Origin of the sequence: Mycobacterium sp. IDR2000157661, assembly GCF_022317005.1 — a bacterium.
Classification (GTDB): domain Bacteria; phylum Actinomycetota; class Actinomycetes; order Mycobacteriales; family Mycobacteriaceae; genus Mycobacterium.
In genome coordinates this window covers 4563476-4577267 of the sequence record NZ_CP081006.1, presented here as the reverse complement: position 1 = coordinate 4577267, position 13792 = coordinate 4563476, and the positions used below count along the sequence as shown (strand labels likewise).

16 protein-coding genes are annotated in these 13792 nt (G+C 67.9%); 3 read left to right on the top strand and 13 right to left on the bottom strand.

The window, feature by feature from the left end:
* Nucleotides 1–11 precede the first annotated feature (11 nt).
* Nucleotides 12–842 (top strand): phage shock envelope stress response protein PspM, encoded by an 831-nt coding sequence (gene pspM, locus K3G64_RS23505; RefSeq protein ID WP_238887762.1) that lies wholly within the window; start codon nt 12–14, stop codon nt 840–842.
* Between the two features lie 5 nt (nt 843–847).
* Here pspM and K3G64_RS23500 read toward each other — a convergent pair whose 3' ends face one another.
* Complete coding sequence (locus K3G64_RS23500) at nt 848–1288, bottom strand: limonene-1,2-epoxide hydrolase family protein (RefSeq protein WP_238887761.1); 441 nt, start codon at nt 1286–1288, stop codon at nt 848–850.
* 42 nt (nt 1289–1330) lie between these two features.
* Here K3G64_RS23500 and K3G64_RS23495 point away from each other — a divergent pair, with 42 nt between their 5' ends.
* A complete protein-coding gene (locus tag K3G64_RS23495) occupies nt 1331–2503 on the top strand; it encodes a glycosyltransferase (protein ID WP_238887759.1) in 1173 nt (390 codons plus the stop codon).
* A gap of 10 nt (nt 2504–2513) precedes the next feature.
* Nucleotides 2514–2708 (top strand): DUF3046 domain-containing protein, encoded by a 195-nt coding sequence (locus K3G64_RS23490; protein ID WP_238887757.1) that lies wholly within the window; start codon nt 2514–2516, stop codon nt 2706–2708.
* 37 nt (nt 2709–2745) lie between these two features.
* On the opposite strand, the gene K3G64_RS23485 is transcribed toward K3G64_RS23490, so the two are convergent.
* The 12 genes from K3G64_RS23485 to K3G64_RS23430 form a co-directional block, all read right to left on the bottom strand.
* Nucleotides 2746–3177, bottom strand: coding sequence for a DUF3060 domain-containing protein (locus tag K3G64_RS23485; protein ID WP_238887756.1), 432 nt, complete (start codon nt 3175–3177; stop codon nt 2746–2748).
* 69 nt (nt 3178–3246) lie between these two features.
* Nucleotides 3247–5433 carry an MMPL family transporter gene (locus K3G64_RS23480; RefSeq protein ID WP_238887746.1) on the bottom strand — a complete coding sequence of 729 codons (2187 nt, stop codon included), beginning with the start codon at nt 5431–5433 and terminating at the stop codon, nt 3247–3249.
* Nucleotides 5434–5763: 330 nt separating this feature from the next.
* On the bottom strand, nt 5764–6054 hold the full coding sequence (locus tag K3G64_RS23475; protein WP_238887744.1) for a hypothetical protein: 291 nt from the start codon (nt 6052–6054) through the stop codon (nt 5764–5766).
* A 52-nt stretch (nt 6055–6106) separates the two neighbouring features.
* Nucleotides 6107–7234 (bottom strand): hydrogenase formation protein HypD, encoded by a 1128-nt coding sequence (gene hypD, locus K3G64_RS23470; protein WP_238887736.1) that lies wholly within the window; start codon nt 7232–7234, stop codon nt 6107–6109.
* A gap of 10 nt (nt 7235–7244) precedes the next feature.
* Nucleotides 7245–7517: a HypC/HybG/HupF family hydrogenase formation chaperone gene (locus tag K3G64_RS23465; RefSeq protein ID WP_238887734.1), complete on the bottom strand. Its 273-nt coding sequence runs from the start codon at nt 7515–7517 to the stop codon at nt 7245–7247.
* A 13-nt stretch (nt 7518–7530) separates the two neighbouring features.
* Nucleotides 7531–8613: a hydrogenase expression/formation protein HypE gene (gene hypE / locus K3G64_RS23460; protein WP_238887732.1), complete on the bottom strand. Its 1083-nt coding sequence runs from the start codon at nt 8611–8613 to the stop codon at nt 7531–7533.
* Between the two features lie 8 nt (nt 8614–8621).
* On the bottom strand, nt 8622–9296 hold the full coding sequence (locus K3G64_RS23455) for a D-sedoheptulose-7-phosphate isomerase (RefSeq protein WP_238887730.1): 675 nt from the start codon (nt 9294–9296) through the stop codon (nt 8622–8624).
* A complete protein-coding gene (locus K3G64_RS23450) occupies nt 9296–10033 on the bottom strand; it encodes a HypC/HybG/HupF family hydrogenase formation chaperone (RefSeq protein WP_238887729.1) in 738 nt (245 codons plus the stop codon). Before K3G64_RS23450 ends, K3G64_RS23455 begins: the two co-directional genes overlap by 1 nt.
* A complete protein-coding gene (locus K3G64_RS23445) occupies nt 10030–10752 on the bottom strand; it encodes a DUF6390 family protein (RefSeq protein WP_238887727.1) in 723 nt (240 codons plus the stop codon). Before K3G64_RS23445 ends, K3G64_RS23450 begins: the two co-directional genes overlap by 4 nt.
* Nucleotides 10749–13061, bottom strand: a complete 2313-nt coding sequence (hypF, locus tag K3G64_RS23440) for a carbamoyltransferase HypF (protein WP_238887726.1) — start codon at nt 13059–13061, stop codon at nt 10749–10751. The genes K3G64_RS23445 and hypF overlap by 4 nt, the downstream gene beginning before the upstream one ends.
* Nucleotides 13058–13312, bottom strand: a complete 255-nt coding sequence (locus tag K3G64_RS23435) for a HypC/HybG/HupF family hydrogenase formation chaperone (protein ID WP_238887724.1) — start codon at nt 13310–13312, stop codon at nt 13058–13060. The genes hypF and K3G64_RS23435 overlap by 4 nt, the downstream gene beginning before the upstream one ends.
* A gap of 3 nt (nt 13313–13315) precedes the next feature.
* The gene (locus tag K3G64_RS23430; protein ID WP_238950963.1) at nt 13316–13792 is read right to left on the bottom strand and encodes a hydrogenase maturation protease; all 477 of its coding nucleotides are present in this window, start codon (nt 13790–13792) and stop codon (nt 13316–13318) included.

The window sequence follows — 13792 nt, the reverse complement described above, 5'->3', positions numbered from 1 at the left end:
GGAGAGAGGGCGTGAATTCGCAACCGAGTCGGCCAGAGGCCTGGCGCTCGTTGCTGCAGCGGGGTGTGGACACCGCCGCTGAATGGTCCGACTTGCTGGCCGCCAGGCTCAACTCGGCGGCGGACCCGCGCGCCAAGCTGCTGCGCAAGCGGCGCTGGGCATTGCGGCTGACGTTGTTCTTCGGCGTGTCCAGCGTGTTCTGGATCGGCGTGACGGCGCTGCTGGCGGCGTGGAGCACGCCGTGGTGGGCACTGTTCATTCCGACTCCGATCGCCGTCGGGGCGGCGTTCCTGGCGACCTTGGCGTTCCTGCGCTACCGCTGGCTCAAGCGAGAACCGCTGCCGCCACAGCAGTCGCGGTTCGCCCGCCGGCTGCCGCCGTGGGGATCGGCCGCCCGGCAGCCGATGGCGGCGCTGGCGGCTTCCGAACGCGGGATGCACTCGCTGTTGGGCGTCATGGAGCGCGGCCGGATGCTGCCCGCCGACGAGCTGCGCGAGCTGAGCGCGGCGGCCCAGCACACCTCGGCGACGATGGCCGCCACCGCCAACGAGGTGATGTCGATGGAGCGGGCGATGCGTTCGGCGCCGCAGTCGCGCGGGCATCTGACCGCGACCGTCCAAGCGTTCACCGCCCAGCTCGACCAGGGTGCCCGCCAGTACAACGAGATGGTCAACGCCGCAGCGCAACTGGTGTCGGCGGCCAACCAGTCGAATGGCGCCGGGCCGATGTCGAGCTCACCGATGTGGCAGCAGCGCTATCGCGACGAACTGTCCAACGCCACCGACCGTCTCACCGGTTGGGCGCAGGCGTTCGACGAACTCGGCCGCGCCCGCGGCGCGTAACCGCCCTACATCGAGGAACGCAGCGACGGGAACAGCGTCGCCACGAGCCCGCGCAGCAGTGCCTTGGTGAAGTCGGCGAAGTCGAAGTAGTCGCGCCACAACGTGATTCGGCCGGCGTGCACCTCGAAGACCCCGCACACCCAGAACTGCATGCGCACCGGTCCGAAGACCAGTGCATCGGTGCGCTCGGTCAGCACGGTGTTGCCCTCACCGGCGATGCGGTGGATCTTCACCTCGAAACGCATCCGGCCTTCACCGCGACGCATGATCTTGACGATGCGTTCGCGACCGTGGATGGTCGGTAGTCCGACGTTCTGCCAGGCGACATTGTCGGCGAGCAGAGCCTCGGCGGTCTCGAAGTCCTCGTCGGCCAGCGCGTAGAGGAAGTTCTCCACCGCACGGACGTTGTCGACATCGGTGCGCACACCGGAAACCTGGTCGGTCATGGTCCTCAGCGTAGTGGCCAGCGGCTGTGACAGGGTAGCCCAATGCGCGTCGCCGTGATCGCCGGCCCCGATCCAGGCCACGCCTTTCCGGCCATCGCGCTGTGCCTGCGCTTTCAAGCCAACGGCGACTCGCCGACGCTGCTCACCGGTGTCCAGTGGCTCGACACGGCGGCCGCGGTTGGTGTCCCCGCCGTCGAACTACTGGGCCTGGATCCCACCGGCGCCGACGACGACACCGACGCGGGCGCCAAGATCCATCAACGGGGTGCCCGGATGGCGGTGCTCAACGCGCCTGTGCTGCGGCGACTCGCGCCGGATCTCGTGGTTTCGGACGTCATCACCAGCGCGGGCGGGCTGTGTGCCGAATTGCTCGGGTATCCCTGGGTCGAACTCAACCCGCACCCGCTGTACCGGCCGTCGAAGGGGCTGCCGCCGATCGGCAGTGGCCTGGCGCCCGGCGTCGGCGTGCGGGGCCGCGCCCGCGATGCGGTGCTGCGAACGTTGTCGGCCCGCTCGTGGCGACAGGGTGTCCAACAGCGCGCGGCCGCCCGGGTCGGCATCGGTCTGCCGGCCGATGACCCGGGGCCGCGTCGGCGGCTGATCGCCACGCTGCCCGCGCTGGAGGTGCCGCGCCCGGACTGGCCGGCCGAGGCGGTGGTGGTGGGCCCGCTGCACTTCGAACCGACGACCGCGACGCTCGACATCCCGGCCGGCACCGGTCCGCTGGTCGTCGTCGCGCCGTCCACCGCAACCACGGGTGCGGAGGGCGTGGCCGAAATCGCCCTGCGGAGCCTGATTCCGAACGAGACCCTGCCGGCCGGGTCGAGGGTCGCGGTATCGCGGCTCGGCGGGTCGCAGGTACTGGTGCCGTCGTGGGCGGTCGTCGGGCTGGGCAGGCAGGACGAACTGTTGGCGCAGGCCGACCTGGTGATCTGCGGCGGAGGTCATGGCTTGGTGTCCAAGGCGCTGCTGGCCGGGGTGCCGATGGTGGTCGTGCCCGGCGGCGGCGACCAATGGGAGCTCGCGAATCGAGTTGTGCGCCAAGGCAGTGCGCAGTTGGTGCGGCCGTTGCGCGCCGAAACGCTGACCGAGGCGGTCCGCGAGGTGCTGGCCGGGCCCGGCTACCGAGAAGCGGCCAGACGGGCCGGGGCGTCGGTAGCCGAAGTCGCCGATCCGGTACGGGTGTGCCAGGAAGCGCTCATCCGCACCGCGTAGGTTGGGACTCGTGCGGTTGACCGAATTCCGTGAGCTCGTCGACGGCCGGTTCGGCCCGGTGCGCGGTGCGTCGCTACTCGTCGACCACGTTCTCACCGGCCTCGGTGGGCGCACCGCCGAGCAGGCGATCGAGGACGGCGTGGATCCGCGTGAGGTGTGGCGGGCCCTGTGCGCCGACTTCGACGTCCCACGCGATCAGTGGTGAGCCGTCGGCCGACGGCAAAGCGGGCGACGCGCGGGGGTTACTCGCTGACCGGTGCCTTCTCGACGGTGTTTCCGCTGCCGACGTCGTCGATTCGCGGATCGCCGTCGGCGTAGGTGACGGTGTTGTTGACCCCGACAACGTCGATCTCGTCCTGCACCGTGGCCAGCGTGATCTTGTTGTCGGCTCCGCCGACGATCACCGACGAACAGGTGCCGTTCACGTCGAGGGTGTTGTTCGAACCGCCGACGTTAAGTGTCTTGCCGTCGCCGCAGTCGACTTCGGCAGTGGTGCCGAACGATCCGTAGTAGATGGTGTTGCCGACCTCCACCTGTGCCCCGTTGTCCTGGACGGTGGCTTCGGTCTGCGCTACCAGGTCGGCAGCCGGGGCCTGCGCCCCGCAACCGCTGAGAGCGAGCGCGGCCGCTGCGACCCCGCAACCGGCAGTCAGCCGTAGGCTATGCGCACGCATGATTCCTTCTTTCTGTTCCAATATCGATGAGCAGATCGATTACCCAATCGGCCTTTCCTGATACGCCGATCAGCGGGTCACCAGCCGTCTGCCGGGCCAGCCGCTGACCCGGCCGATCAACACGATCAGGCCCGGCACGAGCAGCGACCGGACCAGGAAGGTGTCGATCAGCACCCCCACGGCCACCGCGAACGCCAGTTGCTGAAACGGCGCAACCGGCACCAATCCCACGAAGGCGAAGCTCGTCGCGAGAGCCAGCCCGGCGATGGTGACCGGCCGAGCCGACCTCGGTAGGCCGACAGCAACCGCGTCACGCAGCGAGCGGGACCTCGCCTCGTCCCAGATCTGACCGACCGTGAAGACGTTGTAATCGGAGCCCAACGAGATCAGCAGCACCGCCGCCGCGAACGGCGCGTAGAAGATCAGACCGTCGTATCCGGCGCCCTGCTGGAAGACCAGGGTGGTCAGGCCCAGCGCGGCGCCGACAGACAGATAGCTGCACGCCAGCAGGTAGACCGGCGCGACGAACGCCCGCAGGAACACCATCAGCAGAACGAGATTGACCACTCCGACCGCGATTCCCACGCGGACGAAGTCGGAGCGGGCGGTGCTGACGAACTCGGCGCCCAACGCCCCGGCACCGATGTACTCGACGCGGGCACCGGCCAGACCCGCTTCCTCCTGGAGTACGGGCATCGCGCTCTGCAGGTCGATCAGTGACTGCAGGCCGGACGCCGAGAGTCCAGGTTGGTCGAAGATCACCAGGTAGCGGGCGGCGTCTCCGCCCGGCGCCAGGAACAGACCGGCGCCGTTCAACGAGACATCGATCGGCTGCTGTTGCGGACCGACGACCGCCGCGACGCCCGGTTGGGCGGCGAGCTTGTCTTGCAGCGCGACGAGTTCGCCTTGTTCAGCGGTGATTCCCGGCTCCTCCAGCAGGATCTCGGTGGGTGCCAGCACGCCGGCCGGGAAGCCCTCGGCGGCCGCGTCGGCCGCCACCCGCACTTCGTTGCCCACCGGCAACGTATCCGGCGACGAGACCGCCGGGCGGAACGCCGTCAGCGGGTAACCGGCGGCGATCAGTGCGGCAAGCGACACCGCCACGGCGACGGCGGCGACGGGCCGCTTGGTCAGCATCCGCGCGAAACGTTCGCTCTTGAGGGCGCTTCGTCGTTCGGCGTCGCTGCGCCGCGGTGTTCCCGGCCAGAGGGCCAACCGGCCGAAGATCGCGAGCAGGGCCGGGACGAGGGTGATCGAGACCAGCAGCGCGACAGCGACCACGATGGCGAGGCCGGGTCCGAATGCGCGGAAGAGGGGCAGTTCGGCGACCGATATGCTCCCCACCCCCGCCGTGACGATGAGTCCGGCGACCAAGACGATCGGGAGATTGTGGGTGATCGCCGACCGCAGGGCATCGCGATGGTCCCAGCCGAGTGAGGAACGGTAGCGCATACCGGTCACGAACAGGATCGCGTAGTCGGTTGTCAGGCCCAGGGTCAGGGCCACCACCAGTGGCTCGAGCTGACTGGGTGCGGAGATCTCGAGCTGCGCGGCGGCCGCGCCGATGAGGCGGATCGTGATGAGGTAAGCGACGACCGCGGCGGACAGGGTGATCAGCGGTGCCACCAACGAGCGACAGGAGATGGCGAGGATGAGCGCGACGGCGAGCAGCGTCGCGATCTCGACCACTCCCAGTCGCGACTTCACCACCAGACCCTGTTCGACCTGGACGGGAACCACGCCGGTGACCCCGACGACGTCTGCCTGCGGGCCGAGTTCCTCGCCGTACTGTCGTGCCGCCGCGACGAGTTCGCCGCTGTTGAGTGTGGAGCCGCCCCACAGGTACGTCACGACGGTCGTGGGCCGCAGTGGCACCGGGACCGCGTTCGGTATCGGCAGGGCGCCTGCGATGCCAGTGGCCGGAAGGCCCTCGTTGAAGGTCTTGACGTTGACCTCGACGGCTCTGCGCGCAGACCTTTCCAGCGCGGTCGTGTTCAGCCCATCGCTGTCGTGCTGGACCAGGGCGGCCAGGCTCAGCAGCGGGAGACCGAATGCCTCGAGAACCCGCTGCTCGCTCTGCACTGCAGGTGAATTCTGTTGTGTGACTTCGAGTCCGGCGTCACTCTGCAGCCCGGGCAGATGCATGGTGGCCAAGGTCGCCGCGGCGGCCATCGCCACGACCACCAACCACCGCAGCCGCACGATCCACACGGCGTAGGCCCGGCTGAGTCTGCCGACGTTCTCGGGCTCCGTCATGTGGGCTCACTCGGGCTCGGACGTCTCGCAGGCCCGATCGCCGGACGGGCGTCGAGTCGGCGCGTCGGTACCGCCCACCTGACTCGGTGTCCTGCCATCGTGCCCGCCTGCCGTCATCGGGGACCGCTGCGAGCGGGTTACCCTCAAACGGCGAAGCGATCCGTGCCTTCCGGACCGGTTGACGTGTCATCGGCAGACGCGGACCTGCGGCCCGGCGACGTCGTCGTCGAGATCGCTGATGAACATCCGCGCACGGTCGAGGCGTTCCGCACCTGGATTGTCTCTGGTGTGCTCAACAAGGGGCCGCTGGGCTGCCTGGAGCGGGATCCTTCACCCCCCGTCGTCGACGGGCTTGACCGCCCCACCGGTCCGGGCGCCGCCTTCGTCCCCGCCGTCGGGCGGTTTGGCCGATGTCTGACGCCCTTCGTAGGGCGGCACTGCGGGTTCGGCATCCTTGGGGGCTTCGGTGGTGAAGCCCGTCTCGAAGTCGGGCTTTCCGCCGTCGTCGTGCTGGGGGACGGACTCGTCGCCTTCGTACGAGTCTGACGGCCGGTTCACCGGCCCGCCAGACGGCTCGTCAGATCCGGTGTCGCGCGATCCCCGTTTCTCCGGTTTCGTCATGACTACTCCTCACCCGCCGCATGGGCTGCGGCGACGCTTCCAACTGTGGGCGCTAGGTGCGCCGGCCCAGCACCAACGCCGTTTCACGATGCAATCGACCGAAGTTGTAGTAAGCCGCGCATGCCCCTTCCGGGGAGACCATGCACGTCCCGATCGGCGTCTCCGGCGTGCAGGCAGTGCCGAAAACCTTGCATTCCCAAGGCTTTATGACGCCTTTGAGGACCTCACCGCACTGGCACGCCTTCGGATCGGCCACCCGGACCCCGGGCATCTCGAACCTCAATTCCGCGTCGAAGTCGGCGTAATCGCGGTGCACCTTGAGCGCGCTCTGCGAGATGAACCCCAGCCCGCGCCATTCGAAGTGCGGCCTCAATTCGAATGTCTCGGCCATCAGCTTCAGCGCCTGGGTGTTGCCTTCGGCGCGCACGACGCGGGTGTACTGGTTCTCGACCTCGCAGCGACCGTCGCGGATCTGTCGCAGCAGCATATGTACCGAGGCCAGGATGTCCAGTGGCTCGAATCCCGCCACCACCATCGGTTTGCCGTAGACGTCGGGAACGAACCGGTACGGTCGCAACCCCACTACCGTCGAGACATGGCCGGGCCCAAGGAATCCGGACAGCCGAAGGTCGGGCGATTCCAGGATTGCCTTGATCGGCGGAACGATCGTGACGTGGTTGCAGTACACGCTGAAGTTCGTCACGCCGAGGGCGCGGGCACGCACGAGCGTCACCGCGGTCGAGGGCGCAGTCGTCTCGAACCCGACCGCGAAGAAGACCACATGACGGTCGGGGTTGTCTACGGCCACCTTGAGCGCATCCAGCGGCGAGTACACGAACCGCACGTCGGCTCCGCGGGCCTTGGCCTCGATGAGATTTCCCCTTGAACCGGGTACTCGCATCATGTCACCGAACGTCGTGAAAATGATGTCGGGTTGTTCGGCCAGCCACATGGCGTCGTCGACGCGGCCCATCGGGATCACGCAGACCGGACAGCCGGGGCCGTGCACCAACTCCACCGCCTTCGGCAGAAGGTGCTCGATGCCGTGGCGGTAGATCGTGTGGGTGTGGCCGCCGCAGACCTCCATGAACTTGAACTCATCACCGGCCGCGAGTTCGGTGATCGATCTGACCAACGCGCGTGCGGCCGCCGGGTCGCGGAATTCGTCGACGAACTTCATGGCAGACCTCTCAAGCTATTTCGGAGGAGTTGAAGGCTTCGATCTCGTTGACATAGTCGGCGCCCATCTTCTGCACCTGATCGAGCGTCAGCTTCGCTTCGTGTTCGTCGACCTTGGCCATCGCGAAGCCGACGTGGACCAGCACCCAGTCGCCGACCTGCAGGTTGTCGTCGGCCAGCAGTCGCACGCTGATGATGCGGCGGACGCCGTTGACGTCTACCTTGGTCAGCCATTGTTGGGCGTCGACGATGTCGACCACCTGGCCGGGAATGCCCAGACACATCGTCAATCTCCTTTCAGCAGATCCGCGGTAGCGGGTCGCCAACAAGCATGTCGACGATCCGGCTACCGCCGAAAGACGTTCGTAGGGCTACGATTCCGTGGGGCTCCGGGGCAATCTCGCCGACGACCGCGGCGTGAGCGCCCTGCGGGTGTGCGCGCAGCGCGGCGATCCCCGCCTCGGCCTCGTCCGCTGGCACGATGGCGACGAACTTGCCCTCGTTCGCCACGTACAACGGGTCGATGCCGAGCATGTCACAAGCGCCGAGCACCTGCGGCTGTATCGGCAGTTCCGCCTCGTCGAGGATCAGGGCGAAGGGGCGGTCCTTGACGAGTTCGTTGGCGACCGTGCCGACACCGCCGCGCGTCGCGTCGCGCATCCACCGCGTCGACGGTGCGGCACCGAGAAGGACATCCACCAATTCGTGCACCGGTGCGGTGTCGGAGGCGATGTCGGCGTCGATGGCGAGGTCGCCCCGCGCCAGCATGACCGCCATGCCGTGCTCTCCGATCGTTCCGGACAGGATGACCTTGTCGCCGGGCTCGACGAGTTCGCGCGACAGTTGCCTGCCGTGGGGGATCACACCCACCCCGGCGGTGCAGATGTAGACACCGTCGGCAGCGCCTTTGCCGACGACTTTGGTGTCGCCGGTGACGATCTGCACGCCCGCGCCCAGCGCTGCCTCGCTCATGTCGGCGACGATCTCGCGCAGTTCGGCGATCGGGAATCCCTCTTCGATCACGAAGGCGGCGGACAACCATTGCGGGCGCGCACCCGACACGGCGAGGTCGTTGATCGTGCCGTGGACGGCGACGTGGCCGATGGAGCCGCCGGGGAAGCGGCGCGGGGAAACGACGTATGAGTCGGTGGAGAATGCCAGCCGTTCGCCCGACGGAGTCCGCAGTGCTGCAGCGTCACCGAGTTGCTCGAGTTCGTCGTTGCGGAAGGCCTCGAGGAACACCGCGTCGACCAGTGCCGCCGACGACTTGCCGCCTGCTCCGTGCGCGAGCGTCACCACGTCGTCGAGCAGTCGCGGCCTTCGTTGCCGGAACTTGTCGATGCGCTCCAGCACGCGGTCCTCGCGTTCTGCTGCGCTCATTGCTCGTGTCATGTCGCGTGTGCTCCATTCACCTTGCGTGCCATGTGTTCCTGCGCCACCGACCAGAGTCGGTAGCCGAGCATGGCGTGGCTTTCCTGGATGCGGTGGATGCTCTGGGAGTGCACAGTGAAGCAGAAGTCGAGATCCTCGGCGACCGCCATTCGCCCACCGTCGTGCCCGGAGAAGCCGATGGTCAGCAGGCCCCGCTTCTTGGCTTCGGTGATCGCCGTCATCAGATCGTCGGAGTTACCGGACGTGGACAGCGCGATGGCGATGTCGCGGTCACGGGCGTGGGCGATGATCTGGCGCTTGAAGATCAATTCGAACCCGACATCGTTGCCCAGCGCGGTGACGACGGCGTTGTCGGCGGCCAGCGACCACGCCGCGACGGGACGGCCCCGCGCCGGGCGGCTGAACAGCGACGCCAGCGTCGCGGCGTCCGTGGAACTGCCGCCGTTGCCGAAGGTGTACAGCCGGCCCCCGCGCCGGAACCGCTCGGCCATCAGGGTTCCCGCCGCCGTCAATGCGTCGCCGTACTCGTCGAGGGACTGACGTTGTAGGTGAGCGCTTTCGGCCGCCTTGCCGCGTGCCGAGGCCGCCAGGTCGTCGAGCAGACTCGTCGCGTCGGTTTCCTCGGACTCGATGAACGGATAAAGGAACGCGGTGCTTTCGGGCTCGGTCATCAGTACTCCTCACCATCCAGCCGGGTGATCGCCGCGCCGGCGTGCACGAGCACGAGATCGTTGATGCGGACTCCACCGAGCATCGTGACGTCTACCCATTCCTCGCCGCCTGCGGTACGAATCAGTGCGGGCTCGCCTGCGTCGGCGGGTTCGAGCAGCACCTCACCGATCCGGCCTTCGTCACTGCACGTGACGCAGACGTCGTCGGCGCACTGCTTCGTCGCCGGTTTCAGCAGGCCGGGATGCTCGAAGCAGACGTGGGTGAGTTCCCACAGCAAGTGGTAGATCAGCACGAAACTTCCGGTGGCTGGAACCATCGGGTCGCCCGAGTCGATCCACAGAATGTGGTGGGCCGCGCCCGCCTCAGGGCGCGGGCCCGAACCGATCCACACGGTCATCACACCCCAGGCCGGCGCGCGGCGCATGCCGTCGAGCACCGCGGGCTCGTCGGCGGATGCGACGGCGATCAGTATGTCGCCCGGTTGACTCGCGACCCTCGCCTGCGCGACCGGATCCGGTCCGACGAGTGCCACCGACGGGAGGGCCCGTTTCCCCATGACCACGGGGTGGACGAACTCGACGGCGACGTGATGGGCGTGTGGTTCCCACTGCGGTGAGACGACCCACAGCGTAGCGCCGTCATGGAAGCGGCGGGCGAGGTCAAGGGCGGCGGCCGCGACGTCGGCCGACAACTCGGCATCGACGTACGACCCACCCGGTACTGCGGTAGCTGTCATGACCGGACTCCCTGTTCGAGACATGAATTGACGAGGTCGAGCGTGGTCTGTGTGGCGGCTGCCAATGCCTCGCAGTCGGTCTCGGTCAGGGTTGCGCACAGCCAGCCCCAATGGGCGGAGACGGTCGCCCCTGGCGACGGGGCGGGTGTGAGCGACAGGTCACCCTGGCGCCACCGGACCTCCTCGGAGCGCGGCGGTCCGAGGACCAGCATGCCGTCGTCGAGTTGCAACGGCCGTGACGAGACCAGCGCGTGCTCGCCGGAAACCGAGTCGACGGTTCCCCACCGGATGCGGCAGTCCTGCATGACCCCCAAGGCGGTTCGCGGGTCCCGCCGTACGAACCTGATCCAGGGGTATACGACGAAGACGTGGAAGCTGTGGTGCGCCAGCACATCCGCGTTGGCGGGCACGGTATCGAGAAGACCGGTGAGCTGGCCGGTGAACGCCGCGCGAAGCCGGCCGAGCAGTTGTCCCGGATCGACCTTGTACAGGGCCGGGCCGCCGACCCAATAACTGTTGACGACTTCCTCGTCGAGGGCATCCCCGGCGCCGCATGCGTCGGCGATAGCCGTCAGGTACGGCCATGCGCCGTCGAACTCCTGTGCATGTGAGGCCAGCCCGGCCGCCCCGCCGCGCTCGGTGGGACCGCAGTACCCGAGCTCGTTAGGGGGGTAGGCATACCGGCCGAAAAGCGTCTGCCCGCTCTTCGAGACGTTCACGAGGAGTTCCCCACCAGCAACTGGCCCAATGCGATACCGCCGTCGTTGGGCGGTACCACCCGGTGCGAGATCGCCTCGATCCCTTGTTCCCGCAATCCGGTCAACGTCAGTTGCAGCAGCATGGCGTTCTGGAACACACCGCCGGAAAGGGCGACCGTTCGGCCCGCCTCGCGCTGTGCGACGGCAAGATCGACGATGAGATCGGCCACCGCGCGGTGGAACCTCGCGCCGATCACGCCTGCGGGAACGCCCGCGCGACGATCGCGGATCACTGCCAGCAGCACGGGGGCCGGGTCGATCGTCGTCGGGTCCCCGAGTGCAACCTCGAACGCGTACGCGTCTGCGCCGCAGTCGACGTCGCGCGAGAGAGCCTCCAGTTCGATGGCGGCCTGCGCCTCGTAGTCCACCACCTGGCGCACACCGCTGAGCGCCGAGACCGCGTCGAACAGTCGGCCCATGCTCGAAGTCGGGGCACAGCCGAAGCCGGTTTCGAGTGCGTGCGCGAGTGCCGTTCGCTCGGCGGGCGGGCATGCCGATACCGGTGGGAGGTCATGGGCCCAGTCGATTCCCGCCGCCCATAGATGTGCCAGCGCCATCCGATACGGACGCATGACGCTGACGTCACCACCCGCCAGCGGCACGTACTTCAGGTGTGCGAGCCGTTGAAAACCCTTGTAGTTGGCGAGCAACACCTCCCCGCCCCACACCGCCCCGTCCGAGCCGTATCCTGTTCCGTCGAAGGCGAATCCCAGCACCGGTGTGGATCCGTCACATCCGTGCTCGGCCATCACCGCCGCGAGGTGCGCGTGATGGTGCTGCACCGTCCTGACCGGTCGGCCCATCGCGTTGCGCCTCGCCCACCCGGTGGACCGGTACATCGGATGCGCGTCGGCCACCAGCACTTCAGCTGTGACCGACGTCAGCTCCTGCAGGTGCGCCTGAGCCTTGTCGAACGCCGACAGCGTGGCCAGGTCGTCCATGTCGCCGATGTGTTGACTCAACCATGCGTATCTGCCGTCGGCGATGGCCATGGTGTTCTTCAGATCGGCGCCGACCGCGAGCGTCGGCGGCACCGGCGTCGGCAATGCGATGGGCAGAGGTGCGTAGCCACGCGAGCGCCGGATCGGCACTTCGACGGCCTCGCCCCGATTGTCGGCCTCGCCGACGAAGAGCACCCGCACGACCGAGTCGTCGCACGGCACCAGGATTGCGCGGTCGTGCATCAGCCAGCCATCGGCCAGGCCGGAAAGCCGTTCGCACGCAGCCTCGTCGGTGAAGCAGATCGGCTCACCCGCCAGATTGCCCGAGGTCATCACCAGCAGCACCGGTCCCGGCTCGTCGCCGGGCAGTCCGAACAGCAGTGTGTGCAGTGGCGAGTAGGCAAGTAGCACACCGAGGTCGGCGTTGTGCGGTGCCACCGACTCGGCGACCGGGGCGTCGCGAAGACGTGGCAGCAGCACGATCGGTCGTTGGGGCCCGGACAGTATCCGCGCGGACGCGTCACCGACCTCGACGATGCGACGCGCGATCGACAGGTCCGGCGCCATCACCGCGAACGGCTTGTCCCCGCGCCGCTTTCGCGCACGCAGTTCGGCGACGACGCGCTCGTCGGTGGCGTCGCAGGCCAGGTGGTAGCCGCCGATGCCCTTGACAGCGAGCACGCCGCCGTCGCGCAACAGCTTGCGTGCCATTCGCAATGCTGACTCGCCCTCCGAGAGGCGGGCGGTTCGGTCACGGTAGGTCAGCGTCGGCCCGCAGTTCGGGCAGCACACCGGCTGGGCATGGAATCGCCGGTCGCTGGGATCGCGGTACTCGCGAGCACAGTCGGCGCACATGGCGAAACCCGCCATCGTCGTGGCTTCGCGGTCATAGGGCAGTGAGCCGATGATCGTGAACCGGGGACCACAGTTGGTGCAATTGACGAACGGGTGCCGGTAACGCCGGTCGGCGGGATCGCGTTGTTCGGCGGCGCATTGGGCACACATCGCGACGTCGGGCGAGGTCAGGGTGCGTCCGCCGTCAGTACGCGTGGTGTCCCCGATGACGAACCCCGTCCCGCCCGCGGCGGGCAGACGGCGGATGTCGAGGGAGTCGATCACCGCCAAGGGCGGCGGCTGATCGCGCAGTCTGCGCAGGAACTCGTCGAGATCCGCCATGTCGCCCTCGACCTCGACGACAGCCCCTGTGCTGTCATTACGCACGCAGCCGGCCAGGCCCAGGGCAGAAGCGGCGGCGTAGACGAAGGGCCGGAAGCCGACGCCCTGCACCACGCCGCGGACGCAGACACGCAAGCGGCTCCGGCCCGTCATGGCGGGTCCTCGTTGTTTTGACCTCTGCCCATCAGCTCCAGGCCCGCCATCGCCGCGTCGGCACCGGCCTTGTCCGTCTTGTCGACGACGAAACCCATGTGGATGATCACCCAGTCGCCGGGCGCGAAGCTCTCCTCCGGCAGCATGCCGACGTTGACCTTGCGGTGCTCGCCTGCGACGTCGACGAGTGCGAGCTGACCGCCGTAGCCCTCCAGCATCGAAACCACCTGCCCGGGAATGCCAAGACACATCGCTCAGCCCTGCACCTTCGGTCGCGCCAGCAGGTCGGCCACGACGTCGGCGACCGCGTGCACCGCCGCGGGAACGGCCGCGGCGACGGGTGGCGAGAGGCCGATGTGCTCCTCGACGTTGTCGACCTCGCAGCCGATCACCACCGTGTGGGGCGGAGTACCGCCGAGTGCGGTCAGGCTGGCGAACACCGCGCCGGGGTCCATCGCGTGTGCGTCGATACCTGCAGCGGCGCTGAGCGTTTCGTGGTCGGCTTCGAACACATGAAGGGTGCCCGGCGACCCTTTGCTGGGTATCGCGTCGACGAGCACCAGCGCATCACAACCGTCGAGCAGGTCGTAGGCCAGGTGCATGCCCCTGATGCCGTAGTCGACGGACTCGACGTTCGGCAACTCGGGTACATGGCGAAGCACCTCGGAACCGAAGCCGTCGTCGCCGAGGAAGATGTTGCCGATTCCGGCTACCAGAATTCGAGACGTGAT